27 protein-coding genes are annotated in these 23,129 nt (G+C 66.3%); 14 read left to right on the forward strand and 13 right to left on the reverse strand.

The window, feature by feature from the left end; translation table 11 throughout:
* Positions 1 to 121: 121 nt before the first annotated feature.
* From AXW83_RS03650 to hemB, 8 genes are all read right to left on the reverse strand, one after another.
* Positions 122 to 1,153: a DUF2336 domain-containing protein gene (locus AXW83_RS03650; RefSeq protein WP_066610732.1), complete on the reverse strand. Its 1,032-nt coding sequence runs from the start codon at positions 1,151 to 1,153 to the stop codon at positions 122 to 124.
* 140 nt (positions 1,154 to 1,293) lie between these two features.
* Positions 1,294 to 1,422 carry a hypothetical protein gene (locus AXW83_RS28010; protein ID WP_257722112.1) on the reverse strand — a complete coding sequence of 43 codons (129 nt, stop codon included), beginning with the start codon at positions 1,420 to 1,422 and terminating at the stop codon, positions 1,294 to 1,296.
* The gene (locus AXW83_RS03655) at positions 1,422 to 2,069 is read right to left on the reverse strand and encodes an RraA family protein (RefSeq protein WP_066610735.1); all 648 of its coding nucleotides are present in this window, start codon (positions 2,067 to 2,069) and stop codon (positions 1,422 to 1,424) included. Before AXW83_RS03655 ends, AXW83_RS28010 begins: the two co-directional genes overlap by 1 nt.
* A gap of 139 nt (positions 2,070 to 2,208) precedes the next feature.
* Positions 2,209 to 2,955: an arginyltransferase gene (locus tag AXW83_RS03660; RefSeq protein ID WP_066610737.1), complete on the reverse strand. Its 747-nt coding sequence runs from the start codon at positions 2,953 to 2,955 to the stop codon at positions 2,209 to 2,211.
* Positions 2,956 to 3,034: 79 nt separating this feature from the next.
* Complete coding sequence (locus tag AXW83_RS03665; RefSeq protein WP_066610739.1) at positions 3,035 to 3,505, reverse strand: RDD family protein; 471 nt, start codon at positions 3,503 to 3,505, stop codon at positions 3,035 to 3,037.
* A gap of 57 nt (positions 3,506 to 3,562) precedes the next feature.
* On the reverse strand, positions 3,563 to 4,807 hold the full coding sequence (locus tag AXW83_RS03670) for a threonine ammonia-lyase (protein WP_066610741.1): 1,245 nt from the start codon (positions 4,805 to 4,807) through the stop codon (positions 3,563 to 3,565).
* Positions 4,808 to 4,820: 13 nt separating this feature from the next.
* Positions 4,821 to 6,152, reverse strand: coding sequence for a branched-chain amino acid ABC transporter permease (locus AXW83_RS03675; protein WP_066610743.1), 1,332 nt, complete (start codon positions 6,150 to 6,152; stop codon positions 4,821 to 4,823).
* Between the two features lie 139 nt (positions 6,153 to 6,291).
* The gene (hemB, locus tag AXW83_RS03680) at positions 6,292 to 7,356 is read right to left on the reverse strand and encodes a porphobilinogen synthase (protein ID WP_082766922.1); all 1,065 of its coding nucleotides are present in this window, start codon (positions 7,354 to 7,356) and stop codon (positions 6,292 to 6,294) included.
* 182 nt (positions 7,357 to 7,538) lie between these two features.
* Between hemB and AXW83_RS03685 the strand changes: the two genes are divergently transcribed.
* The 4 genes from AXW83_RS03685 to AXW83_RS03700 all read left to right on the forward strand — a co-directional run bounded on the left by AXW83_RS03685 (position 7,539) and on the right by AXW83_RS03700 (position 11,301).
* Positions 7,539 to 8,594 (forward strand): enoyl-CoA hydratase/isomerase family protein, encoded by a 1,056-nt coding sequence (locus tag AXW83_RS03685; RefSeq protein ID WP_066610745.1) that lies wholly within the window; start codon positions 7,539 to 7,541, stop codon positions 8,592 to 8,594.
* Positions 8,595 to 8,597: 3 nt separating this feature from the next.
* A complete protein-coding gene (locus tag AXW83_RS03690; RefSeq protein ID WP_156639766.1) occupies positions 8,598 to 9,050 on the forward strand; it encodes a DUF6163 family protein in 453 nt (150 codons plus the stop codon).
* Positions 9,051 to 9,287: 237 nt separating this feature from the next.
* Positions 9,288 to 9,800, forward strand: a complete 513-nt coding sequence (gene ldtR / locus AXW83_RS03695; protein WP_066610748.1) for a transcriptional regulator LdtR — start codon at positions 9,288 to 9,290, stop codon at positions 9,798 to 9,800.
* Positions 9,801 to 10,059: 259 nt separating this feature from the next.
* Positions 10,060 to 11,301, forward strand: a complete 1,242-nt coding sequence (locus AXW83_RS03700; RefSeq protein WP_082766923.1) for a L,D-transpeptidase family protein — start codon at positions 10,060 to 10,062, stop codon at positions 11,299 to 11,301.
* A 224-nt stretch (positions 11,302 to 11,525) separates the two neighbouring features.
* On the opposite strand, the gene AXW83_RS03705 is transcribed toward AXW83_RS03700, so the two are convergent.
* Both AXW83_RS03705 and AXW83_RS03710 read right to left on the reverse strand, forming a co-directional pair.
* Entirely contained in the window at positions 11,526 to 12,437 is a 912-nt protein-coding gene (locus tag AXW83_RS03705) for an alpha/beta fold hydrolase (protein ID WP_066610749.1), read from the reverse strand.
* Between the two features lie 15 nt (positions 12,438 to 12,452).
* On the reverse strand, positions 12,453 to 12,788 hold the full coding sequence (locus tag AXW83_RS03710) for a GIY-YIG nuclease family protein (protein WP_066610751.1): 336 nt from the start codon (positions 12,786 to 12,788) through the stop codon (positions 12,453 to 12,455).
* Positions 12,789 to 12,907: 119 nt separating this feature from the next.
* Here AXW83_RS03710 and AXW83_RS03715 point away from each other — a divergent pair, with 119 nt between their 5' ends.
* Positions 12,908 to 13,543, forward strand: a complete 636-nt coding sequence (locus tag AXW83_RS03715; protein ID WP_066610753.1) for a DUF2239 family protein — start codon at positions 12,908 to 12,910, stop codon at positions 13,541 to 13,543.
* A gap of 121 nt (positions 13,544 to 13,664) precedes the next feature.
* On the opposite strand, the gene AXW83_RS03720 is transcribed toward AXW83_RS03715, so the two are convergent.
* From AXW83_RS03720 to AXW83_RS03730, 3 genes are all read right to left on the reverse strand, one after another.
* Positions 13,665 to 14,138: a VOC family protein gene (locus tag AXW83_RS03720; RefSeq protein WP_066610755.1), complete on the reverse strand. Its 474-nt coding sequence runs from the start codon at positions 14,136 to 14,138 to the stop codon at positions 13,665 to 13,667.
* A gap of 292 nt (positions 14,139 to 14,430) precedes the next feature.
* A complete protein-coding gene (gene nhaA, locus AXW83_RS03725; RefSeq protein WP_066610756.1) occupies positions 14,431 to 15,624 on the reverse strand; it encodes a Na+/H+ antiporter NhaA in 1,194 nt (397 codons plus the stop codon).
* A gap of 130 nt (positions 15,625 to 15,754) precedes the next feature.
* Positions 15,755 to 16,999 carry an MFS transporter gene (locus tag AXW83_RS03730; RefSeq protein WP_082766924.1) on the reverse strand — a complete coding sequence of 415 codons (1,245 nt, stop codon included), beginning with the start codon at positions 16,997 to 16,999 and terminating at the stop codon, positions 15,755 to 15,757.
* 67 nt (positions 17,000 to 17,066) lie between these two features.
* Here AXW83_RS03730 and AXW83_RS03735 point away from each other — a divergent pair, with 67 nt between their 5' ends.
* The 9 genes from AXW83_RS03735 to nusB all read left to right on the forward strand — a co-directional run bounded on the left by AXW83_RS03735 (position 17,067) and on the right by nusB (position 23,034).
* The gene (locus tag AXW83_RS03735) at positions 17,067 to 17,522 is read left to right on the forward strand and encodes a helix-turn-helix domain-containing protein (protein ID WP_066610757.1); all 456 of its coding nucleotides are present in this window, start codon (positions 17,067 to 17,069) and stop codon (positions 17,520 to 17,522) included.
* Positions 17,523 to 17,647: 125 nt separating this feature from the next.
* Positions 17,648 to 18,946 carry a serine hydroxymethyltransferase gene (gene glyA, locus AXW83_RS03740; RefSeq protein WP_066610759.1) on the forward strand — a complete coding sequence of 433 codons (1,299 nt, stop codon included), beginning with the start codon at positions 17,648 to 17,650 and terminating at the stop codon, positions 18,944 to 18,946.
* A gap of 76 nt (positions 18,947 to 19,022) precedes the next feature.
* Complete coding sequence (locus tag AXW83_RS03745; protein ID WP_156639768.1) at positions 19,023 to 19,265, forward strand: hypothetical protein; 243 nt, start codon at positions 19,023 to 19,025, stop codon at positions 19,263 to 19,265.
* Complete coding sequence (locus AXW83_RS03750) at positions 19,262 to 19,732, forward strand: PIN domain-containing protein (protein WP_066610763.1); 471 nt, start codon at positions 19,262 to 19,264, stop codon at positions 19,730 to 19,732. The genes AXW83_RS03745 and AXW83_RS03750 overlap by 4 nt, the downstream gene beginning before the upstream one ends.
* Before the next feature lie 10 nt (positions 19,733 to 19,742).
* Positions 19,743 to 20,255 (forward strand): transcriptional regulator NrdR, encoded by a 513-nt coding sequence (gene nrdR / locus AXW83_RS03755; RefSeq protein ID WP_066610765.1) that lies wholly within the window; start codon positions 19,743 to 19,745, stop codon positions 20,253 to 20,255.
* Positions 20,248 to 21,381, forward strand: a complete 1,134-nt coding sequence (gene ribD, locus AXW83_RS03760; protein WP_066610766.1) for a bifunctional diaminohydroxyphosphoribosylaminopyrimidine deaminase/5-amino-6-(5-phosphoribosylamino)uracil reductase RibD — start codon at positions 20,248 to 20,250, stop codon at positions 21,379 to 21,381. Before nrdR ends, ribD begins: the two co-directional genes overlap by 8 nt.
* Positions 21,381 to 22,028, forward strand: a complete 648-nt coding sequence (locus AXW83_RS03765) for a riboflavin synthase (RefSeq protein WP_066610768.1) — start codon at positions 21,381 to 21,383, stop codon at positions 22,026 to 22,028. Before ribD ends, AXW83_RS03765 begins: the two co-directional genes overlap by 1 nt.
* 32 nt (positions 22,029 to 22,060) lie before the next feature.
* A complete protein-coding gene (ribH, locus tag AXW83_RS03770; RefSeq protein WP_066610770.1) occupies positions 22,061 to 22,570 on the forward strand; it encodes a 6,7-dimethyl-8-ribityllumazine synthase in 510 nt (169 codons plus the stop codon).
* An 11-nt stretch (positions 22,571 to 22,581) separates the two neighbouring features.
* Positions 22,582 to 23,034, forward strand: coding sequence for a transcription antitermination factor NusB (gene nusB / locus AXW83_RS03775; RefSeq protein WP_066610772.1), 453 nt, complete (start codon positions 22,582 to 22,584; stop codon positions 23,032 to 23,034).
* The last annotated feature ends 95 nt before the right edge of the window (positions 23,035 to 23,129 follow it).

The raw sequence follows: 23,129 nt of genomic DNA on the forward strand, positions 1-23,129 counted from the left end.
AATTCGTGAAACAAGTTACGTGGTCGCTGCTTGATTTAGCTTTAAGATCGGGATTGATCTTCGTCGGCTGTGATCATCGCGCTCGGTCGATATGCGGTCATGGTGCCAAACTCAGCCGACGCTAGGCTCTGCCGGCCTTGGCCTTCATGCGGATGTGACGCATCGCGCGTTCGGCCGCCGCAACGTCGATCTTTGCGTAATGGCGCAGATTGTCCTCGACCGCGTTCTTGGCGAACATCAGGCGTCGGGCCCGCAGTTCGAGGATCGCGGCGAAGGCGGGAACGCTGACGTCCAGGGCCCGACATGCCAGTGCGATGCCGCTGGCATCGCGGCGCAGCAGAGCGCGCAACACATGCTCGACCGGGATCTCGGCCGTCTGGGCGATGACCTGGACGAGATGATAGGCGCGGTCTTCCTCCGCGAGCATGATCAGCACGCTGTCGAGCGCGCGAGTCTTCTGCGCCAGATCGTCGATGAGAAGCGTCACCTCGAGCCGCTGCTGGCGCGCCTGCCGCGCCATCGAGGCGGCTTCGCTGACAGGTTTGAGCTCGAGGTCCTGAACTTCGCCGAGTTCGGCGAGCATCCGCATGACGCGCTCGGCCCTGTCATCCGTCAGGTCGGAGCGCACCACGATGGCGCGGGGGATGTCGAGTTCCCGCCGGCCGCGTTCCAGCAGGCGGTCGAAGCCCGTATCCGAGAACGCCGCTCCCTCATTGCCGCCGACCGTCTTGAGCACGCCGTGGTCGCCGCGCTCGACGAGGATTTCCGTGACACTTTCCGGGATCCGCGCGCGCTCCGCGATCGCGGTGAGGTGGCCTTGCGACTGGTTGAGGGCGATGGCGGCCAGATCGCCGTCGGTCAGGACCGGCGACAGCCGCAGCACGAGACGCGCGACGCCGCTCTCGGGATCGCCGGCAAGGGCATTGGCGACGGCGCGCGGCAGATGGGGTTCTCCTGCGACCTCGTCGGCATAGGTCTGGCGCGCATCGGTGTCGAGATGGGGCAGCGACCGAAGTGCGATCTCGCCATAATGATGCTTCGACATCACCGTCGGCTCGGGATCGTAGAAGAACAGATCCGTCACGGCGTGCAGCAGGCGCCGGCGCGCTTCCGACGACGTCTCCGCAGCAAGTTGAAACAAGGCGTGCAGCATCTGGCCCCCAAGCCGGCATTGAAGCGCGGGAAGCTTGCCCGAAGCCTGACTAATGGCGACTTAAGGCGCTTTCGCGCGACGAATGTCGCACAAGAGCATGAACAAAGGTTACTATAGGGCGACTGGTAGGCTGGCCGCTTTCAGCCTGCCGCCTCCCCGGTTGAGCACGGTCGGCCCGGCACGGCTTCGCCGGCTTTGAGCCGCATTCGCGCGACGAAGACGTTGTCGCCCGCGTCGAGCAGGATCAGGCGCGGGTCGTGCGCGTCCATCAGAACTTGCCGAATTCGAGATAGGCCTTCTGCGGATCGATGCCGGACAGGATCGCGGTGCGAACCTGGTTCTCCGTCGAGATCGCGGTTTCGGCCTTCTCCAGCACCTCCTCGATCACCTCGACGGGGATGCGCACCACACCGTCGCGGTCGCCGAGGATATAGTCGCCCGGCCTGATCCAGACGTCGCCGATCTTGATCGGCTCGTCGATCGCCTTGGGCAGCCAGAATCCGACGATGTCGCGCGGCGTATAGGCCTTGAAGAAGGCCTGGAAGCCCATCTCGATCATGAATTCGGTGTCGCGCGAGAGCCCGTCGATGACGCAGCCGAGCACGCCCTTGTTCTTCAGTGTCTCGGCCGAGAGTTCGCCCATCAGCGCGACCTCCTCGGTATTGGGCTGGCAGACCCAGACATGTCCGGGCTTGGCCGCCGAGAGCAGGCCGGTCCAGCCCAGCAGCGTCTCATGCGCGTCGAATTCGCCGGTCTTGCCCTCCACCGTGAAAGCGGGGCCCGCCAGCTTCGTGCCCGGCAGCAGTGGGCGCAACGCGGGCGGCAGCGTGAAGTCGGTCAGCCCCATCGCGCGCATCACGTCATGGATGATGCCGGTGTAGCAGCGCTCCAGGCGAGTCGTCAGCTCTTGGCTCATGGTTCCTCCGGGGCAGGCCTGTCTCGACCGTTGCCGCCAGAGTGCGAAGATCACCGCCGGGCCGCAAGCCCGTTTTTCGCGCGGCCCCGTTGCGTTTCAATCGGTTGAAATGCGGCAGGCCGTCGCCGCGGCGCGGCGTTCAGTCCACGCGGTCCCATCCCTGCGGGCTCAGCCGCTCCTGCGGCAGGAAGCGCGCCTTGTAGGCCATCTTGGGCGAGCCATCGACCCAGTAGCCCAGATAGACGTAAGGCAGGCCGAGTTGGCGCGCGCGGGCGACATGGTCGAGCACCATGAAGGTGCCCAGCGAACGTGCCTCCAGCGACGGATCGAACACCGAATAGACCATCGACAGCCCGTCATTCAGCGTGTCGGTCAGCGCCATGGCGAAGAGGTCGCCGACGCCATGGCCGGTGAAGCGGCTGTCGGGACCCCGCCTGCGATACTCGATCAGGCTCGTGGTGACATGGGTGTCCTCGACCATCATCGCGAAATCGAGCGCCGACATCGTTGCCATGCCGCCTTCGGGATGGCGCTCGTCGAGATAGGAGCGGAACAGCGAATAATGCTCCGAACGCGGCTGCGGCGGCAGCGCTTCGCCGATCAGGTCGGTATTGCGGTCGAGAACGCGCCGGAAACTGCGCGAGGGTTTGAAGTCGTCGACGCAGATCCGCACCGAGACGCAGGAGCGACAGATCTCGCAGGCGGGGCGATAAGCGATGCTCTGCGAACGCCTGAATCCGCCATGACTCAGCACGTCGTTGAGGTCGCGCGCCCGTGCGCCGACGAGATGCGTGAACACCTTCCGCTCCTCGCGCCCGGGCAGGTAGGGGCACGCGGTCGGCGACGTCAGATAGAATTGCGGGGCATCCCGCAACGGTCGCGTCACGTTCGGCTCGCTCCGGACAAGGTGGTTGCGCGTAGTGTAGCAAGCGCTGCGGCCGCTGCAACAAGCGCATTGCGCCCCGTCAGGCCCTTACCACGACCAAGCCTGTCAGCAGGTCATGCCCCAGCCGCCGGTCGGCGCGCACGAAGCCGCAGGCGATATCGACGACCCACAGCCCGACCGTGCCGGCCGCGACGTAAAACAGCAGCGCGTGCACGGCGGCGGCCAGTGCGTCGGGCCGCCCGCCATTGACCGTCTCGACCCGCAGGCCAGCCATCCGCATGCCCCAGGTCGCCTGCCTGCGCCCGCCGATGGTGATGGCGGCATAAACGAACGCGGTCGCAGCAACCGCCGGGAACAACAGCCAACCAAGTCCCAGCGTCAGCACACCGAGCACGGTGATCGCGAAAATCAGGAGCGAGCTCAGGATGAAGACCACGACGATGTCGCCGATCCAGGCGAAAACGCGCGAGCCCAGCACGCCGCTGACGTCCTGCACGGGCCGTTGCTCGATCGGGGTGATCGGGGAGGCGCTGTAACGGGTGTCGCTCATCGGGGTCACGATCTGCTCCGGAAGGCGCGAAACCCGCGCCGCAGCAACAATGTTTGATCAGCGACCCGGTTCCACAAGACCCCGCGGCAGAATTCGTCGCGGCGCATAGCCGTTCGTGCGCAAGGCCGCCTCGATCGCCTGCGAATGCGAGGCGCCGCGTGTCTCCACGGTGACGTCGAGCGTCACGCCCTTGGCCGGCACGTCGAGGAAGAGTCGGCCGTGGCTGACCTCCAGGATGTTGGCGCCTTCGTCCCCGAGTAGGCTGGCCACCTTGCCGAGCAGGCCCGGCCGGTCGCTTGTCGTCAGGCGGAAGGCGATGATGCGGTCCTCTCGCTCCAGTTCGCGCACCATGATCGCCGCGAGCAGGCGGGTATCGATATTGCCGCCGCAGAGCACGAGCCCGACCTTGCGGCCGGCATAGCGCGCGGGCTCCTTCAGCATCGCGGCCAACCCCGTCGCGCCCGCGCCCTCGGCGAGCGTATGCTGCAGGCAGGCATAGGCGTTGACCGCACGCTCGATCAGGTCTTCGCCGACCAGCACGATGTCGGCGACGAGGCTGGAGACGATCGGCAGCGTCTGCACGCCCACCGTCTTGACCGCGATGCCCTCCGCCAGCGTCGCTCCGCCGACGTCGAGATCCTCGGCATTCACCGCATTGTAGAAGGAGGGGTAAAGCTCGGCCTCGACCCCGATCAGCTCGATCGCGGGCTTGATCGCCTTCGCCGCGACCGCATTGCCGGCCATCAGCCCGCCGCCGCCGAGCGGGATGATCAGCACGTCGAGATCGGGCGCGTCGTCGAGCATCTCGCGGGCGATCGTGCCCTGTCCCGCCATCACCGCGGCGTCGTCGTAAGGGTGGACGAAAACCAGCCCCTCGGCCTGCGCCAGTTCGCGCGCCTTCTGGGCGGATTCATACAGCGTCTCGCCATGCAGCACGACGCGGGCGCCGTGGCTGCGGGTATTCTCGACCTTCACCAGCGGCGTCGTCTCGGGCATCACGATCGTCGCCGGGATGCCGAAGCGGCGCGCATGATAAGCCACCGCCTGGGCGTGGTTGCCGGCCGACATGGCAATGACGCCGCGTGCCCTCTCATCCGCGTCGAGCGTCAGCAGCTTGTTGACCGCGCCGCGCTCCTTGAACGAGGCCGTCGCCTGCATGTTCTCGTGCTTCACCAGAACGGTCGCGCCGGTGAGGTCGGACAGGCGTGGCGCCGGCACCAGCGGCGTGCGCAGCACATGGCCCTGGATCCGGCCGGCGGCCTCCTCGATGTCCTGCGGGGTGATCGCGAAGGGCTCGCTCATCGGCGTGTTCCGTTCAGACCTGTCTCGGCGCGAGCGCGCCATCACCGAAGAACCCGCCCGGGCGCAGGATCAGCACCGCCGCGAGCAGCGTGTACACGGCGATGTCGCGCTGCTCCAGCGGCATGGTCGAAGACCAGACCACCTCGAAGGCAGCAATGCAAAGCCCGCCCAGCGCCGCACCGCCGACTGAGCCGATGCCGCCGAGGATCGCCGCCACCAGCGCCTTCAATCCCAGCGTGAAGCCTCCGGCAAATCCCATGCCGCCATAGATCACGGTGACGATGACGCCGGCCATGCCGCAGGCGGCGCAGGCCAGGATCAGCGCCTTGTCGTGCACGGACCGCGCATCGACGCCGAACAAGGCCGCCGTGCGCGCATCGTCGGAGACCGCTCGCCACGCCCGGCCATAGCCCGAATGCCAAATCAGCAGCACGATCCCGAGCGTGACGCTAAGCCCCGCCGCCGCGACCGCCAGGCCCAGCGGCGTCGTCGTCACGATGAAGCTTCCGGCCCTTGCCAGCGACCAGGGCTCGTTGAACACCGGCGGCAGCCAGCGCAGATCGGGCCCCTGCGCCAGCCGCAGATACTCCGATAGCGCGATCGAGAGCCCGATCGTGGCGATCAGCACCTGCTGGCCGTTGGCGCGAGCGAGCGGGCGCAGCACGAAGCGCCCCATCGCGAAGCCGTGGAACGCCGCCACCGCGAGTGCGACGCCAAACGCGATGAACAACCCCGAGGCCGGCGTCGAGACCGCCAGCGACAGCACCAGCGCCACCCCGACGACCGAGGACAGCGCCCCGAGCGCCGCAAACTCGCCGAAGCTCAGGATGATGCGCCCGGTCAGCCCGTAGATCAGCGCATAGGAGCAGGCGAGCAGGGCGTAGATCGCCGCCGAGGGCAGGGCGCTCAAACCCTGCTGCAGCCCATAGGCGAGCGCCGGGGAAACCTCGGGCAGCGTCTCGGACGCAGCCGCGCCCGGATCCGGCGGCGGCTCCTGGCGGTTTTCCAGATAGAACCGCCGCAGCAGATAGAAGCTTGCATCGGGCATCGGCTCGCCGTCGAGCGCGATCCCGATCAGCGCGCCGCGTTGCGCTCCGACGCCTTCGCCGGCGAACAGGCAGTCGATCACGCGCCGTTGCGGCCGCCCGCCCCAGCTTTCGATCAGATAGGGGATGCGCAGGGTGTTGGGACGCAGTCCGGGCTCCGGCGCCTCGACCACGATCCGGGCATCAGGTGCGTTGTTGGGGACGATCGCCTGCCGGCACAGCCGCTGCTGGTCGCTGTCGAAGGCGGCATTGCAGGACGCCAGCGCGAGAACGACCAGAATCGACAGGAGGCGGGACATGTCGGCGCAGGCTAGCGCTGGCGACGACGCATTGAAACACCGTCGTCATTGCGAGGAGCGCAGCGACGAAGCAATCCAGGAGGACGTGGAGCGCGCGGCTCTGGATTGCTTCGCTGCGCTCGCAATGACGGGATGCGCTTCAGGCCTCCGCCTTGAGCCTCTCCGCCACGCGCGGCGCGAAATACGTCAGCACCCCGTCGGCGCCGGCGCGCTTGAACGCCATCAGGCTTTCCATCATCGCCTTGTCGCCGTCGAGCCAGCCGTTCTGGGCGGCCGCCATGATCATCGCGTACTCGCCCGACACCTGGTAGGCGAAGGTCGGCACGCGGAACTGGTCCTTCACCCGCGCGATGACGTCGAGATAGGGCAGGCCGGGCTTGATCATCACCATGTCGGCGCCCTCCTCAAGGTCGAGCGCGACCTCGGCGATGGCCTCGTCGGAATTGCCCGGATCCATCTGGTAGGTGCGCTTGTCGCCGATCAGCGTGGCATTGGTGCCGATCGCGTCACGGAACGGCCCGTAGAAGGCCGAGGCGTATTTCGCGGCATAGGCCATGATCTGCACCTCGTCATGCCCCGAGGCGTCGAGCGCGGCGCGGATCGCCCCGACCCGCCCGTCCATCATGTCGGACGGCGCAATCACGTCGGTTCCGGCATCGGCGAGCGCCAAGGCCTGCTGAGTGAGGACACGCACGCTGGCGTCGTTCAGGATGCGCTCGCCCGCCATCACCCCGTCATGGCCGTGCGAGGTATAGGGGTCGAGTGCGGCATCGCAGATGATGCCGATCTGCGGCACGGCTGCCTTGATCGCCCGCACGGCCCGGCACATCAGGTTGCGGCCGTTGAGCGCCTCCGATCCGGTCGCGTCGCGCAGGCCCTTCTCGACGAAGGGGAAGGGCGCGATCGCAGGAATGCCGAGCGCAGCCGCATGTTCGCTCTGGCGCACCGCCTCGTCGATGTTGAGCCGGTCGACGCCCGGCATCCAGGCAATCGGCGTGCGGGCCTCGCTTGAGTCGATCAGGAAGATCGGCCAGATCAGGTCCGAGGTCGTCAGCACGCTCTCGCGCACCAGCCGCCGCGACCAGTCCGCCTTGCGGTTGCGCCGCATTCGCCGCGTCAGGCCCAGCGATTCCGTCCCGTGGATAGACTGGTCGTCGCCTCTCGCCAGGGGCGCCGGAAACGGCTGCACAACCCGAAATGCCATGAAAGCCTCCGCCCCCGCTTGAAAGCCGCCTGAAGCGCTTTCGCCAGGACATTAGCACATCGGAACCATTCCAAAACAGGGGCGATCGTCGCAAGGCGAGCCTGCGCCCGACGCCGGAGCGCGTTGACAACCACGACCCCTCCGGCCCAGAACCGCGGCGAACCGTCAGGGATATGCGCCGGATGCCGACCGAGGCCGAGATCATCTGCGAGGTGCGCGGCGCGGCCGGGGTCGTCATTCTCGATCGCCCGAAGGCGCTGAATGCGCTCAGCCTCGGCATGGTCCGCGAGTTGGCAAAGGCGCTCGATGCCTGGGAACACGATCCGCAGGTCACGCGCGTCGTCGTCCTCAGCACCAGCGAGAAGGCGTTCTGCGCCGGCGGCGACATCCGCGCCCTGCACGATCTCGGCCGCGAGGGGCGCCATGACGAGATGCTGGACTTCTGGCGCGAGGAATACATCCTCAACGCCCGCATTCAGAGCTATCCTAAGCCCTATCTCTCGCTGATCGACGGCATCGTCATGGGCGGCGGCGTCGGCATCTCGCTGCATGGCAGCCACCGCGTCGTCGGCGAGCGCTACCTCTTCGCCATGCCCGAGGTCGGCATCGGCTTCTTCCCCGATGTCGGCGCGACCTACGCTCTCCCGCGCCTGCCCGGCGCAACCGGCACCTATCTGGCACTGACGGGCGACCGCGTCGGCGCTGCTGACGCCCTGGCGATCGGGCTTGCCACCCACGCCGTGCCGAGCGCCCGCATGGCCGAGCTCACCGACGCGCTGACCGGGCGCGGTGCGCTCGACGACATCCTTGCCGGCTTCGTCGCCGATCCGGGCCCCGTGAGGCTCGGGTCCGAGCGTGCGACGATCGCGGCCTGTTTCGGCGCGGCCGACCTTGCAGCCGTCCGCTCGGCGCTCGCGTCGGCCGCTGCCGGGGGCAATGCCTTTGCCGCGAAGGCGCAGCAGACGCTCGCCGCGAAATCCCCGACCAGCATCGCCATCGCCTTCGAGCAGATGCGGCGCGGCACTGGCCTTGATTTCACTGAGGCGATGCGCACCGAGTTCCGCATCGTCTCGCGCATCGCGCACGGTCACGAGTTCTACGAGGGCGTCCGGGCCGTCGTGATCGACAAGGACAACGCGCCGCGCTGGCGGCCGGCCACGCTGGACGACGTCGATCCGGCCGCGATCGAAGCCTATTTCGCGCCGCTCGGCGCTTCCGAACTCGTGCTGGAGGCTTGAGCCGTGCCGATCGCAGGCGAAAGCGAGATGCGCGGCCAGGCCGGCATGGAGGCCCCCGGCATCGACGAGCGCCAGGGGCGCGCGACCCGCTGGCGCGTTGTGCTGGTCTGGCTTCTGCGGCTGATCTCGATCGGCTGGCTTGCCAAGGGCCTGCTGGCCTGGGCCGTCATTCTCGGAGTCGGGATGGAAGGCCAGCCGCCCTTCGAGCAGCGCCTGCTGAGCTTCCAGGCGATCACCGTCTACTTCGCAGTGATCGATCTCGTCGCTGCGGTCGGCCTGTGGCTGACCAGCACCTGGGGCGGCGTGCTCTGGCTGCTCGCGGCGATCAGCCAGTTGCTGCTCGGGTTCTTCTTCCCCCGCCTGTTGCCGATCACGCCCATTCTGATCGGCAGCTATGTCGTCCTGATCCTGGCCTATTTCCTGGCGACCTGGGCGGCCGAGAACGAAGCGTCCTGACGAGAGTTGCCGGCACGCTCACGGTCCGCCCGCGGCGGAACCGCATCGATTGCCCCGAGTCATGGTAACAAACGCTTTAGCTTAAGCATTTCCTGTTTCACCTTGCATTCACCGAAACGGCTAAATCTCTGATTCATCCTGATATTTAAACTCGTTTTCATCCGCCACACCTATGGTGTTTCTCAGAAGCGGACCGGGAGAAAAATCTTGGCCGATATCCAACAGGCGGGATATACCATGAAAGCGAGTGTCAAGACTTCGGCTGTCACTAAGTCGGAGGAGGTTAGCCTCAAGGTAAAGCCACTTTACCTTGAGTCGCTGACGCTGGTAGAGCGGCTGCATCGCCGCCTTCTCGACGTCATCAAGGACGAGTTCGAACGTCGCAACCGCGACGACGTCAACAGCGTGCAGGCGCTGCTGCTCTACAATATCGGCGATGCCGAGCTCAGTGCCAGCGAACTGCGCACCCGGGGTTACTATCTCGGCTCCAACGTTTCCTACAACGTCAAGAAGCTGGTCGAGCTCGGCTATCTCCACCATGCCCGCTCGCGCATCGACCGACGCTCGGTCCGCATCAGTCTGACCGAGAAGGGCGGCGAGGTGCACAATCTCGTGAAGGGCGTCTACGACAAGCACGTCCAGACGGTCGAGCAGATCGGTGGCATCGCACCCGACGACTTCGAACGCATGAACAACGCGCTACTGCGTCTGGAGCGCTTCTGGACCGATCAGATCCGCTACAAGCTCTGATCTGCGCGTATACGCGCAGAAAAGGACCCGCCTTCCCCTCGCGGCCCGCTCCTGACTCTGGCAGGAGCGGGCCGTTGCGCTTTGGGCACAGCTGCCCCGGCAGAGGCCGCACGCCCGGTTCCGCCCCAAAATCGCCTTGCTCATCACGCGTCGTTAATCGTGCTAGCGGATGGTCCCGGCTGAACCCGGCCGGCTCTGCCCGCGAATGCGGCGATGCCAGGCCCAGCCGTGCCGCTTTTGATGTGAGGACGAGGATAAGATGTCGACGATCAGCCTGACCCGCCGCGAGACCGTGCTGGCCCTGCTTTCGGGCGCTGCGACGGTCGCGAGCGTTCCGGCCTTCGCCCAGCAGGCGGAGTGGCGCCAGAACTACGATGCCGGCGCCGGCAACGCGGTTGCCCGCTCCCACACCCCGATGCTCTCGCCGGAATCCTTGCAGGCGACTGAAGCTGCGATCAACGCCTATCGCGATCTCGCGGCGCGCGGTGGTTGGCCGACGGTCCAGCTCGGCGACAAGATGAGCGTCGGTGCGCGCGGTCCCGGCGTCGTCGCCTTGCGCCAGCGCCTGGTCGTCACCGGCGATCTCGACGCCAATGCCGGCACCAGCAACGTCTATGACTCCTATGTCGAGGCCGGCGTGCGCCGCTTCCAGTCGCGCATGGGCCTCTCGACCACAGGCGCGATCAACCGCGCCACCGTCAATGCGATGAACGTGCCGATCGACCGCCGCATCCGCCAGCTCGAGACCAATGTGGTGCGCCTGCGCTCCTGGTCGGGCAATCTCGGCAACCGCTATGTCGTCGCCAATATCCCCGCTGCGATGGTCGAGACCGTCGAAAACGGCGTCGTCGCGACCCGCCATGCCGCCGGTGTCGGCAAGATCGACCGTCAGTCGCCGCTGCTGCAGACCAAGATCCCCGAGATCAACTTCAACCCGACCTGGACCGTGCCGGCCTCGATCATCCGCAAGGATCTGATCCCGAAGATGCGCAAGGAGCCGGGTTACCTGACCGAGAGCCGCATCCGGATCATCGGCCCCAGCGGCGAGATTCCGCCCGAGCGCGTCAACTGGAACTCTGACGAGGCAACGCGCTACACCTTCCGGCAGGATCCTGGCGGCGATTTCAACTCGCTCGGCGTGGTGCGCATCAACATTCCCAGCCCGCATGGCGTCTACATGCACGACACGCCGGCCAAGGGCGTCTTCGGCGACGATTTCCGCTTCGTCTCCTCTGGCTGCATGCGCGTCCAGAACGTCAAGGACTACGTCGCCTGGCTGCTCAAGGAAACGCCCGGCTGGGACCGCGCCAAGATCGACGAAGTGATCGCGTCCGGTGAGCGCATCAACGCACGCATCAGCAATCCTGTGCCGTGCTACTGGGTCTATGTCACGGCCTGGGCGACGCCCGACGGCGGCGCCCAGTTCCGCGACGACATCTACAACAAGGATGGCCTCGGCCCCGCGCCGGTCGCCTCGCTGCAGGGCGAGCAGGACATCTGAGCGGCTGCGTTTCGGCTGAAACGACGAGGCCCGCCGGAGACGGCGGGCCTTTTTTGTTGGCGTTAAAGCGATAGCTGGTGGCCGCAACGGCTGCTGAGGGTGGAACAGGGGACATGATCAACTGGTCCGGAAGCAGACGTTCCACCTCCGGCCGTTGGGCACCATCGGGGCTGGGAGGGGGCCCGAAAGCGAACGCCGACCCTCTCGCGACGTATAGGGGTTTCTTAAACTGCCGATATCGATGACCGCGACCGGCGCGCGGTTTGCACGATGGCTTGAGCCACGGTCCGGAAGAGCAATGTGGGCAGATCATGTCCCATCCCCTCGATCATCATCAGTTCGGCATTCGGGATCGAGGCTGCGGTGTCCTGGCCGCAGGCAGGGGGAAAAAGGGGGTCGACTGTCCCGTGTATGACGAGTGTTGGCGCTTTGATCGCTGCCAGCCGCGAACGGCGGTCACCGGCCACGGCCATGGCCGCGAGTTGCCGCCCGAACCCACCGGGTGAAGGGCCACGCCGCACTTCCTCTCGGAGAAGAGTGCGGCCCGCCTCCTCGTCGAACGGATAGGCGGCACCGGCGATGCGCCGTGCGAAGGCAATGCTGTGATCAAGGAAGCCCGCCTCGTCCGAAACGGGGTCAGGGGCCGGGCGCGTCATCATCGCCATGGCGTCGGGCTCCGCCGAGGGCATGTCCGGGTTTCCAGTGGCAGACATGATCGAGGTGAGCGACAGAACGCGAGACGGGTGCTCGCTCGCCATCACCTGGGCGATCATCCCACCCATTGATCGACCAACAACATGGGCCTGCGGGATGGACAGTGCATCGAGCAGCCCAACTGCATCCCCGGCCATGTCGGCGAGCATGTAGGGCACGGGTGGCCGCTGCCCCGCCATGAGGGAGGACGCCAACGCATTAAAATCCACGGCTCCGTGCTGGGAGAAGGAGGTCGAATAGCCAGCATCTCGATTGTCGAACCGGATGACGCGATAACCCAGCGCGGCAAGTTCCCCGCAAAAGGGATCTGCCCAGCGGATCATCTGCGTCCCGAGTCCGGAGATGAGTAGGAGTGTTTCCGCCGCCTCCTCGCCGAAGCTGTCATAGGCGAGTGTGATGCCGTTGCAGTTCATGCGCTTCATCGTCGTTCTCATCTGTCAGATCCGGGTAGCCTGAAGCTTTTTCACCCAATGCAACAGGCGGTCCTGCAGCAGGCGCTCGCGGACATACTCGATGTCTTCTTCTTCGAGGCGCTCAACGATCTCGAACGTGAACGCCTCCGCCCCATGGGCAAGCCAGGCGTCTTGGAGCGAACGATGCGTGTTGTTGCCGAGCCGCAGGGTGAACCACAGGCGGGTCTGGATCGTGGACAGGTCGGGAGCTTGGCCCACCCAGACCGCGCCGGTTGGTATACAGCGAACGGCGTAGATGCCGGTCGCGATTTCTCGCTTCTTGTAGGCCGCAACGGCGGCCTTTCGGTCTTCGCGCTTCATGACGTAGTCGCCTCCTGCGAGGGCGACGGCTAGCAGATCCAGTCCCAAGGCGCAATATAACCCGGGTGATATTGACTGCGAATTTCTATCCGGGTAATTTGAATAGAGCGGAGGGCCATATGTCCGACTACCTGTCCCAGCCATGCACTGCCTTCGTTGGCACGGAGCAACTTGCAGCCGGAGCGCTGATCGACGTTGCTCTGGAGGTCAAAGCCGCCGAGGGCCACCGGCTGGACGCATCTATTCTCGTCTTCGACGATGCTTCGGGGTCCGTTTTGGATCTGGACCTACGCGGCACGACCGCCGAAATCGTGGTTCGCCTCACCGAGCGGGGCAGGCGGGAGGCAACGGCGGCCAAGACACAAATGGCGTTGGACCCCAACGCAGAGCCTCGCGGGCGCGGACGACCGAAACTCGGTGTGGTCGCCAGAGAGGTCACGCTGCTGCCTCGACACTGGGAATGGCTCTCCGCTCAGCCCGGAGGAGCGTCCCAAGCTTTGCGGCGCCTCGTTGACGCGGCTCGCCGTTCCGATGGCGGGCAGACCCAAACCAAGGCCGCGCGCGAAGCCGCCTATCGCTTTCTGACCGCGTTGGCGGGTGACCTTCCCGGTTACGAGGGTGCGATCCGGTCGTTGTTCGCGGGCGAGGAACAGGACTTTGCCGACCGCATGAACGCTTGGCCGCCCGACGTGAGACGTCATGCTTTGAAACTGGCGACCGGCTTAGGTAAGTTTCCAGCCACGTCGCGACAGTAAGGGACAAGGCGCGTTGTGCGCGTGCCGCCTCTGCCCGAGAGCGGACGTCGGCAATGCCCGAGATGGGTCGTAAGCAGCTGTTCTCCGACCGCAACCCAGCAGCCGATGACGCGATACAGCATCACCCGCGCCGCGCCGCCTCGATCGCGGCGACGTCGATTTTGCTCATGGTCATCATCGCCTCGAATGCGCGCTTCGCTTCGTCGCCGCCGGCCGCCATGGCCTCGGTCAGCACCCGCGGCGTGATCTGCCAGGACAGGCCCCATCTGTCCTTGCACCAGCCGCACGCGCTCTCCTGGCCGCCATTGCCGACGATGGCGTTCCAGTAGCGGTCGGTCTCCTCCTGGTCGTCGGTGGCGATCTGGAACGAGAAGGCTTCGTCATGCGTGAACGTGGGGCCGCCATTGAGACCGAGGCAAGCGACCCCGCAAACCGTGAATTCGACGGTCAGCACGTCGCCCTCCTTGCCTGACGGGTAGTCGCTGGGAGCGCGGTGGACGGCGCTCACCGCGCTGTCGGGAAAGGTCTCGGCATAAAAGCGGGCAGCAACCTCGGCCTCCTTGTCGAACCAGAGGCAGATCGTGTTCTTGGCCATGTGCGCGTCCTTTGTTTTGATGCCGAATTCGAGCTTTATATCCCCGTTTGCCGCATTCTGGGTTTAGCGAACCAAGTGCATCTCTCCACCCAAAAGCATCCATCTCGGGTTGGCGGCTCGCTGGCCAGTAACCCCGGCCTTCCGACGGGTTCGCCGCATCGACACCGATCGACACTCGACATCGGCACGCGACGGGTTCGCGTCGCCGCCCGGCTCCGCGGATTCCCTTTGGATCGACAGGCACGAACCCGGGGCTAGAGCCGGTCGGGAGTTTCGGTGCGGTCGGAGTTTCTCAGGCTCCCTTTGGTCTGCCCGCCATCCACAACACCACAGCCCCCGCCAGCGCCGAAACCACCGAACCGACCAGCACCCCGATCTTGGTTGCGTCGCCCAGTTCCGGCGCGCCGGGAAACGCCAGCGCGCCGATGAACAGGCTCATGGTGAAGCCGATGCCGCAGAGCAGTGAGACGCCGTAGAGCTGGGCGAAGGACGCCCTGGCCGGCATGGCGCCGAATCCCGCCTTCACCGCGATCCAGGCGAAGCCGAACACGCCGATCTGTTTGCCGAGGAAGAGCCCGAGCATGATGCCGAGCGGCAAGGGCTGCAGCAGCAGCGAGGGCGACATCTCCGCGATCGACACGCCTGCATTGGCAAAGCCGAAGATGGGGATGACGGCATAGGCGACGTAAGGATGGAGCCAGTGCTCCAGTCGATGGAGCGGCGAGTGCTCCGGCTCGTCGCTTTCGGTGCCGCGCCCGTGCAGAGGGATCGTCAGGGCCAGCGCAACGCCGGCGAGTGTGGCGTGAATCCCCGATTTGAGCACGAAGACCCAGAGCACCGCCCCGATCACGAGATAGGGCAGCAGCCGCTTCACCCCGCCCAGATTGAGCGCGACGAGCGCGACGAGACAAGCGCCCGCGCCCCCCAGCATCACAAGCGAGAGATCAGCTGTGTAGAACAGCGCGATGATGATGATGGCGCCGAGATCGTCGAGAATCGCCAGCGCGGTGAGGAAGATCTTGAGCGAGACCGGCACGCGCGAGCCCAGCAGCGCCAGCACACCGAGCGCGAAGGCGATGTCGGTCGCAGCCGGAATGGCCCAGCCGCGCAAGGTCGCGGCATCGCCGAGATTGAACGCGATATAGATCGCGGCCGGAGCGATCATGCCGCCCAACGCCGCGATCGCCGGCAGGGCGCGGCGTGACCATGTCGCAAGCTGGCCCTCGATGAACTCGCGCTTGATCTCCAGCCCGACGACCAGAAAAAACAATGCCATCAGCCCGTCATTGATCCAGTGCTGGATGCTGAGACCGGCGATCTTTGCCGAAAGAACCGCGAAATAAGCGATGCCGAGCGGCGAATTCGCGATCACCATCGCATTGGCCGCGGCAAAGAACAGGAACACGCCGCCGGCGGCCCCGCTTTCGAAGAAGACGTGGAGCGGCGAACGGCGCGTCGGCGGCCAGATTTCGGTTTCGACTTCCATGAAACGTTGCTCCTCCCGTCGCTCGACCATATCGCCTGTACCGTGCAACAACCCTGTGTCGATAGCATCCCGTTGCGCCATCGCGTCCTGTGCGCAGAGTGTCGAGCCGATTTGGAAGCCGGGCTACCGCTCACCGCGAGACCGGCATGTCCTGGGATGCGAGCGCCGACCGCAGGCGCAGCCAACCTATGGTGCCTGCCGCTCCCGCCGTGATCGCCATCGCCGCAAGAAGAAGGGCGATGCCATAAAACAGTCTGTCGAAGCCATAGCCGGTCACCATCGGCGTGCTCAGCAGTGGCGAACAGAATTGACCGACGAAGATGGAGGCGGTCAGCAGCCCCCCGGCCAGGCCTCGATGCCGGAGCGGCGCCAGGCCGAGTGCCAGCGCGATGAAGCAGGGCGAGGCCAGCGCATAGCCCGCGCCGATCGCCGCGCACGCCACAAGCGAAAGCGGCGCAGTTGCGGCAAGCGACAGCATCAGGAAACCGAGGGCGATCGCGGCATACGCCAGGGCGAAAATGCCGGCATAGCCGGTCATGCGTTGGATCCGCGGGTAGAGCAGCGCAAAGCCTCCGCCCGACAGCATCAGGGCGCCAAGCGCCGCGCCGGTCATGATCGCGCTGTTATAGCCCTTGGCCTCAAAGAAGAACGACAATTGCGTCGGCATGACGAAGAAGACCATGTTGGTCAGCCCCTGCAGGAGAACCAGCAAGGCGAGCAGACCGCGCCAATGATGATGTCCTGCAGCGCCGTCAACCGGATTGGCGTCGAGCGCCGGAGCCGGCCGGATCGGATCAACGATCGCAATCCACATCAGCGGCAGGAAGGCGGCGGCAAGGCCGTAGATCGCAAAGGGCAGGCGCGGCGAGATGGTCGCGATCCAGCCCGCGAGCGAGATGAAGACCAGCCCACCGAAGTTGCGTGCCGAGATCTGTAGCCCCGTCATCGCGTTTCGGTCCGCTCCTGTGAAATAATCTCCGATAAGGGCGGTCTGCGCCGTCATGATCATGGCGACCGCGACGCCGAGAGCGACCCGGCTGGCGAAGATTGTCGGCAGGTCGGGCAGGACGAGGCCGGCACATCCGGCGATTACGAACAGGATGATGCCGGAGAGCAGCATCACGCGTCGTCCGAACCGGTCGGCTAGGAGCCCCGCGAATGGCGCGCAGAGGGCGACGCTGAGCGCTGGCGCCGGCACCAGCAAACGCGTCAGCATCGCCGCGTTCGGATCGCCCGCAAACAACCGCTCGAGCCCGGGCAGGGCAGGGCTGATCGTGGCATTCGCCATCGTGGTCAGCGACGCCGCCATCAGCAAAGCGATGGCACGCCGGTCGCGCCATACCGGGCCGCGTGTCTTGATGATCTGGTTTTCCATGGTTGCCCTCTTGCTCAAATCCTGCGTTCGGGAGAGCGTACAGGTTCAAGTCAACTTGAGGTCAAGCATGTCGGTTCTGGATATCGGGGAGGTGGCCGAGCGCTCGGGCGTACCGGCCTCGACGCTGCGCTATTACGAGGAGATCGGCCTGATCGGCTCGCTAGGACGGCGCGGATTGCGCCGGCAGTTCGACGCCGACGTGCTCCTGAAATTGTCGCTCATCGGGCTTGGCAAGGCGGCCGGATTCTCGCTGGTCGAGATCGCGGGCATGTTCGGCGAGAACGGCCGGCCCGATCTGCCCCGCGCCCAATTCCGCATCAGGGCGGACGAACTGCAGCGGCAGATCCTCGATCTGGGCGCCCTGCGCGACATGCTCCGCCATATTGCCGATTGTCCGGCGCCGACGCATCTGGAATGCCCGACCTTCCGGGGGCTGCTGAAGGCGGCGACGCGGGGCACCCTCGTCTACGATGCATCCCGGAAGGGAGCCGGAAGCAGGCTGAAGCCGGCGCGGCGGCGCTGAGTTCGGGACGAGGGCCCGCCCTGTTGCTGCGCCATCTAGCGCTTGGACAGCGCCCCCTGACGCGTGATAGGGACGCCGCGACCGAGACGGGCCGTGATTGGCCGCCGAATCGCCAGGAGCCGGACATGACCGAAGCCGCCGCCGAAAAGCACCTCTCGAACTCGTTCTTCGCGGCCTCGCTCGCCGACAGCGACCCCGAGATCGCGCGCGCCATCGAACTCGAACTCGGTCGCCAGCGCGACGAGATCGAATTGATCGCCTCGGAGAACATCGTCTCGCGCGCCGTGCTCGAAGCGCAGGGCTCGGTGATGACCAACAAATACGCCGAGGGCTATCCGGGCCGGCGCTATTACGGCGGCTGCCAGTTCGTCGACATCGCCGAGAAGCTGGCGATCGAGCGCGCCTGCCGGCTCTTCGGCTGCTCCTTCGCCAACGTCCAGCCGAACTCCGGCAGCCAGGCCAATCAGGGCGTGTTCATGGCCCTGATGCAGCCGGGCGACACCTTCATGGGGCTCGATCTCGCGGCGGGCGGGCATCTGACCCATGGCGCGCCGGTCAACCAGTCCGGCAAATGGTTCAACGTCGTCTCCTACGGCGTCTGCGTCGTCGACCAGATGGTCGACTACGACGCGCTGGAGCGCCTGGCCCGCGAGCACAAGCCCAAGGTCATCGTCGCCGGCGGCTCGGCCTATGCCCGCCATTGGGATTTCGCCCGCTTCCGGGCGATCGCCGACGAGGTCGGTGCATACTTCATGGTCGACATCGCCCATTTCGCCGGGCTTGTCGCCGGCGGCGCGCATCCCTCGCCCTTTCCCCATGCCCATGTCGTCACCACCACGACGCACAAGACCCTGCGCGGTCCGCGCGGTGGCATGATCCTGACCAATGACGAGGCGCTGGCGAAGAAGTTCAACTCGGCGATCTTCCCCGGCATCCAGGGCGGCCCGCTGATGCATGTCATCGCCGCCAAGGCCGTCTCCTTCCAGGAGGCGCTGCAGCCAGAATTCAAGATCTACGCCCGCGCCGTGGTCGAGAACGCAAAAGCCCTGGCCGAGACGCTGAAGACCAAGGGCTTCGACCTCGTCACCGGCGGCACCGACAACCACCTGATGCTGGTCGACCTGCGCTCCAAGAAAGTTACCGGCAAGGCCGCCGAGATCGCGCTCGGCCGCGCCCACATCACCTGCAACAAGAACGGCATCCCCTTCGATCCGGAAAAGCCGATGGTTACCTCCGGCATCCGGCTCGGCACTCCGGCGGCGACCTCGCGCGGTTTCGGCGTGGCCGAATTCCAGCGCGTCGGCGAACTGATCGCAGAGGTCCTCGACGGGCTGGCGGCGAACGGCGAGGCGGGCAACGGCGCCGTCGAGGAGGCAGTCAAGGCCAAGGCGCATGAGTTGACGGGGCGCTTCCCGATCTATTGAGCGTCTCGCCTCCGAAAGGGCGGCTTGCGAGGGCTGCCCTACGGGGTTACATACATATCGAGCGATGGAGGTCGATATGGAGCGCCGCAGCGTTACAATGCGGGACATGCAGAAGCTCTCTGCGGCGTCGATACGGGCGCTTCCGCGGACGGTGCCAATCAAGAGCGGCTCCGACACGGTCGGGCTGCTTGTTCCCCTGAAAAGGCCTGATCCCGAGCAGTGGAAATCACTGTTCGAACGGATCGACCGACACTATGAGCAGCTTTCGCCGGAGGTAAAGCAGTATCTCCAGCGGATGACAGGCGAGGGGGACGATTGAGCGATCCGCGCATCCCCACGGAGGTGCTGGTGATCGACGCCAACATCCTGGTCAGCGCGGCTCTGGGGGTGCGTACGCGCGTCACGATGGCGAGGGTCGGGCTGCAGAGGACCTTGGTGACCTCTCGCGAGGCGGCTTCGGAAGCCTTGCTGGTCGCGCAGAACCAACGAAACAGAACGCCTTTTGCGCTGGACGATCTCCTCGAGATTTTAGACGCCATCGAGGTCATCGCCGTCGAAAAATATGAGGCCATGATCGCGGATGCAGCAGCTGTACTTCAAAACGCCGTGGCGTCACGCAATGGTAGCACCGCAGACGCTCATGTCCTGGCGCTGGCTTGGACCTGCGAGTCGCACATCTGGTCTCATGACCGCGACTTCGCCGGCACCGGCTGGCCCTCCTGGTCGAGCGCCAACCTCGCCGCAGCCCTGAGCAAAGAGGCGCCAGCCTCCGCCACGCACCCCTGAAAGCCGCCCCATGCGCTGTCCCTATTGCGGCTCCCTCGACACGCAGGTGAAGGATTCCCGCCCCACGGAGGATTCCGCTTCGATCCGCCGCCGTCGCGTCTGCCCCGATTGCGGCGGCCGCTTCACCACCTTCGAGCGCGTGCAATTGCGCGAACTCGTCGTGGTCAAGCGCTCGGGGCGCCGCGCCGTCTTCGACCGCGACAAACTGCAGACCTCGATATCGGTTGCGCTGCGCAAGCGCGCGGTGGCGCCAGAACGCATCGAGCGGATGGTCAACGGCATCGTGCGCCAGCTCGAAAGCTCCGGCGAGAACGAGATCGCGAGTTCCGCCATCGGCGAACTGGTGATGGAAGGGCTGAAGGCGCTCGACGACGTCGCCTATGTCCGCTTCGCCTCGGTCTACAAGGATTTTCGCGAGGCCCGCGATTTCGAGGAAATCCTGGGCCAGCTCAACGCCGACGACGATGGCGCTACCGGGCCCTCGCGGACGACCGACATTGCGCCTGCCCGCGACGATGACTGATCAGGCGGCGCTCGACCGCGCCTTCATGCGCCAGGCGCTGGATTTCGGCGCGCGCGGCCAGGGCACGACTTGGCCGAACCCTTGTGTCGGCGCACTGGTGACGCAAGACACAGCCGACGGCCCCGTCATCGTCGCCCGCGGCCACACCCAGCCCGGCGGCAGGCCCCATGGCGAAGCGAACGCCTTCGATCGGGTCGGGCCGAACGCGGCGGCCGGCGGCACGCTCTACGTCACGCTCGAACCCTGCTCGCAGCGCACGATCAGGGCTGCGACCCCTTGCGTTGAACGCACGATTCTGGCCGGCGTGACGCGCGTCGTCGCCGCGATGGCAGACCCGAACCCGTTGTTTCGCGGGCTCGGCTTCGCGTTGCTGCGAACCACCGGCATCAGGGTCACGACAGGCGTGATGGAAGCCGAGGCGCAGCGCGCCCATCGCGGCCATGTCCTGCGCGTCACGCAAGGGCGGCCGATGGTCACCTTCAAGGTCGCGCGCACCGCCAACGGCTATGCCGGCGGGGCAGGGGGCGCGCGGCTTGCGGTGTCCTGCCCGGCGGCTTCGGCCTGGGTCCATCTCCAGCGCGCCCATCACGATGCGATCATGCTCGGCATCGGCTCGGTGCTCGCCGACGACCCGCTCCTGACGGTGCGCCTGCCCGGAATGGCCGGACGCTCCCCGGTCAGAGTGGTGCTCGATTCGCACCTGCGCTTGCCGCTCGACGGCCATCTCGTGCGAACCGCCCGCGACGTCCCGGTCTGGGTTGTCGCGACCGAGGCGGCCCCGATTGCGAGCGAGACGGCGCTGGTCGCGGCCGGCGTCGAGGTCATGCGCGTTTCCGCCGGGTCGGACGGCCATCTCGATCTCGCCGAGGCGCTGCAACTGCTCGGCACGCGTGGCATCACGCGCGTCTTCTCGGAGGGCGGCCCGACGGTCGGCGAAAAGCTCGCTTTGGCTGGCCTGGCCGACGAAATCATCGTCTCGACCTCGCCCAACGTGCTGGGCGAGCCTGGAATCGTCGCCGTGCGCCCGGCCCTTGCGGCGATGCTGGCCGACCCCGATCTCTACGCCCTTGCCGAGACCGGCCTGATCGGCCACGACCGGTTCGAGCATTTCGTGAGGATAAGCTGATGTTCACCGGTATCGTCACCGCCATCGGCACGGTCGTGGAAGCCGAAAGACTGGGGCCGAGCCTGAAGCGTCTGGCCATCGCCAGTCCTTATGAGGCGGCCAGCATCGAGATTGGCGCCTCGATCGCCTGCGCCGGTGTTTGCCTGACGGTGACGGCGCTCCGCCCACGCAGCGATGGCAAGCCCGGCTGCGTCTTCCAGGCCGAGGCCGCCGCCGAGACGCTGGCCAAGACGCTGGTTGGGGATTGGTCGCCGGGCACGCTCATCAATCTCGAACGCTCGCTCAAGGTCGGCGACGAGCTCGGCGGCCATCTCGTCACCGGCCATGTCGACGGCGTCGCCACGATCGAGACCATCGAGCCCATCCTCGCCGATCCCGACCAGCCCTGGGGCGCCACGGCCCGCTTCCACATCCGCGCGCCGAAAGCACTGGCGCCCTTCATTGCGACCAAGGGCTCGATCTGCCTCGACGGCACCTCGCTGACCGTCAACGGCGTCGAGGGCGAGGTCTTCACCGTGCTCCTGATCCCGCATTCCTTCAGCGTCACCACCTGGGGCCAGCGAAAGGCCGGCGATCCGATCCATCTCGAGGTCGATCTGATGGCGCGTTACGCCGCGCGGCTTGCGGAGGCGCGCGGGCAGGGGTAACCAGCGCCCTCAACTCCACAAGGACAAGAACCATGGCCGGACCCCGGCAGACATCGGCCGACAAGGCCGCAACTCCTGCCGTCGCGCTGGACGGTGCCCGCGTCCTCGTCGTCGAGGCGCGCTTTTATGACGATCTGGCCGACGAGCTTCTCGAAGGCGCGCTCGCCGTGCTCGACAAGGCCGAGTGCCGCGTCGATGTCGTCACCGTGCCCGGCGCGCTCGAAATCCCCGCCGCGATCGTCATTGGCCTTCGTGCGGCCGACGAGTCGGTCGATCCCTATGAGGCGGTCGTGGCGCTCGGCACCGTCATCCGCGGCGAGACCGGCCATTACGACATCGTCGCCGGTGAGAGTTCGCGCGCGTTGATGGACATCTCCGTCGCCTTCGCTTTGCCGCTGGGCAACGGCATCCTGACCGTCGAGAACGACGATCAGGCCTGGGCCCGCGCCAACCGCTCCGAGATGGACAAGGGCGGCGGTGCGGCGGAGGCTGCGCTGGCCGTCCTGCGCTACAAGCGCCAGCTCGGGGAGCTTTCCCGTTGAGCCGGGCCGAAATGCGCCGCGGCGCACGGCTCTCGGTCGTGCAGGCGCTCTACGAGATGGAGATCGGCGGGCGCGGCGTCGTCGAAGCGATGGCCGAGTTCGAGGCCTTCTGGATCGGCAAGGAGGTCGAGGACATCGAGCTTCCCAAGGCCGAGATCGCCTTCTTTCGCGACCTGCTCGGCGGCGTCGTGCGGGAACAGCGCCTGGTCGACCGTTCGGTCGACGAGACGCTGGCGTCGGGCTGGCCGCTGAAGCGGGTCGAGGCGGTCGTGCGCGCCGTGCTGCGCGCGGGCGCCTACGAGCTCGCCTTCCGCAAGGACGTACCCGCGCGGGCCGTGATCTCCGAATATGTCGCGGTCGCGCGCGGTTTCTACGAGGGCGAGGAGATCGGCATGATCAACGCCGTCCTCGACAAGATGGCGCGCGAGTTCCGCGCCGAGGAATTCGACCAGCCGGCGGCGTGAGCATCCGCGGCCTTTCCGTCATTGCGAGCGCAGCGAAGCAATCCAGGAGGGCGTAGCGCGAGACGCTGGATTGCTTCGCTGCGCTCGCAATGACG

This window comes from Bosea sp. PAMC 26642, from assembly GCF_001562255.1.
Lineage (GTDB): Bacteria > Pseudomonadota > Alphaproteobacteria > Rhizobiales > Beijerinckiaceae > Allobosea.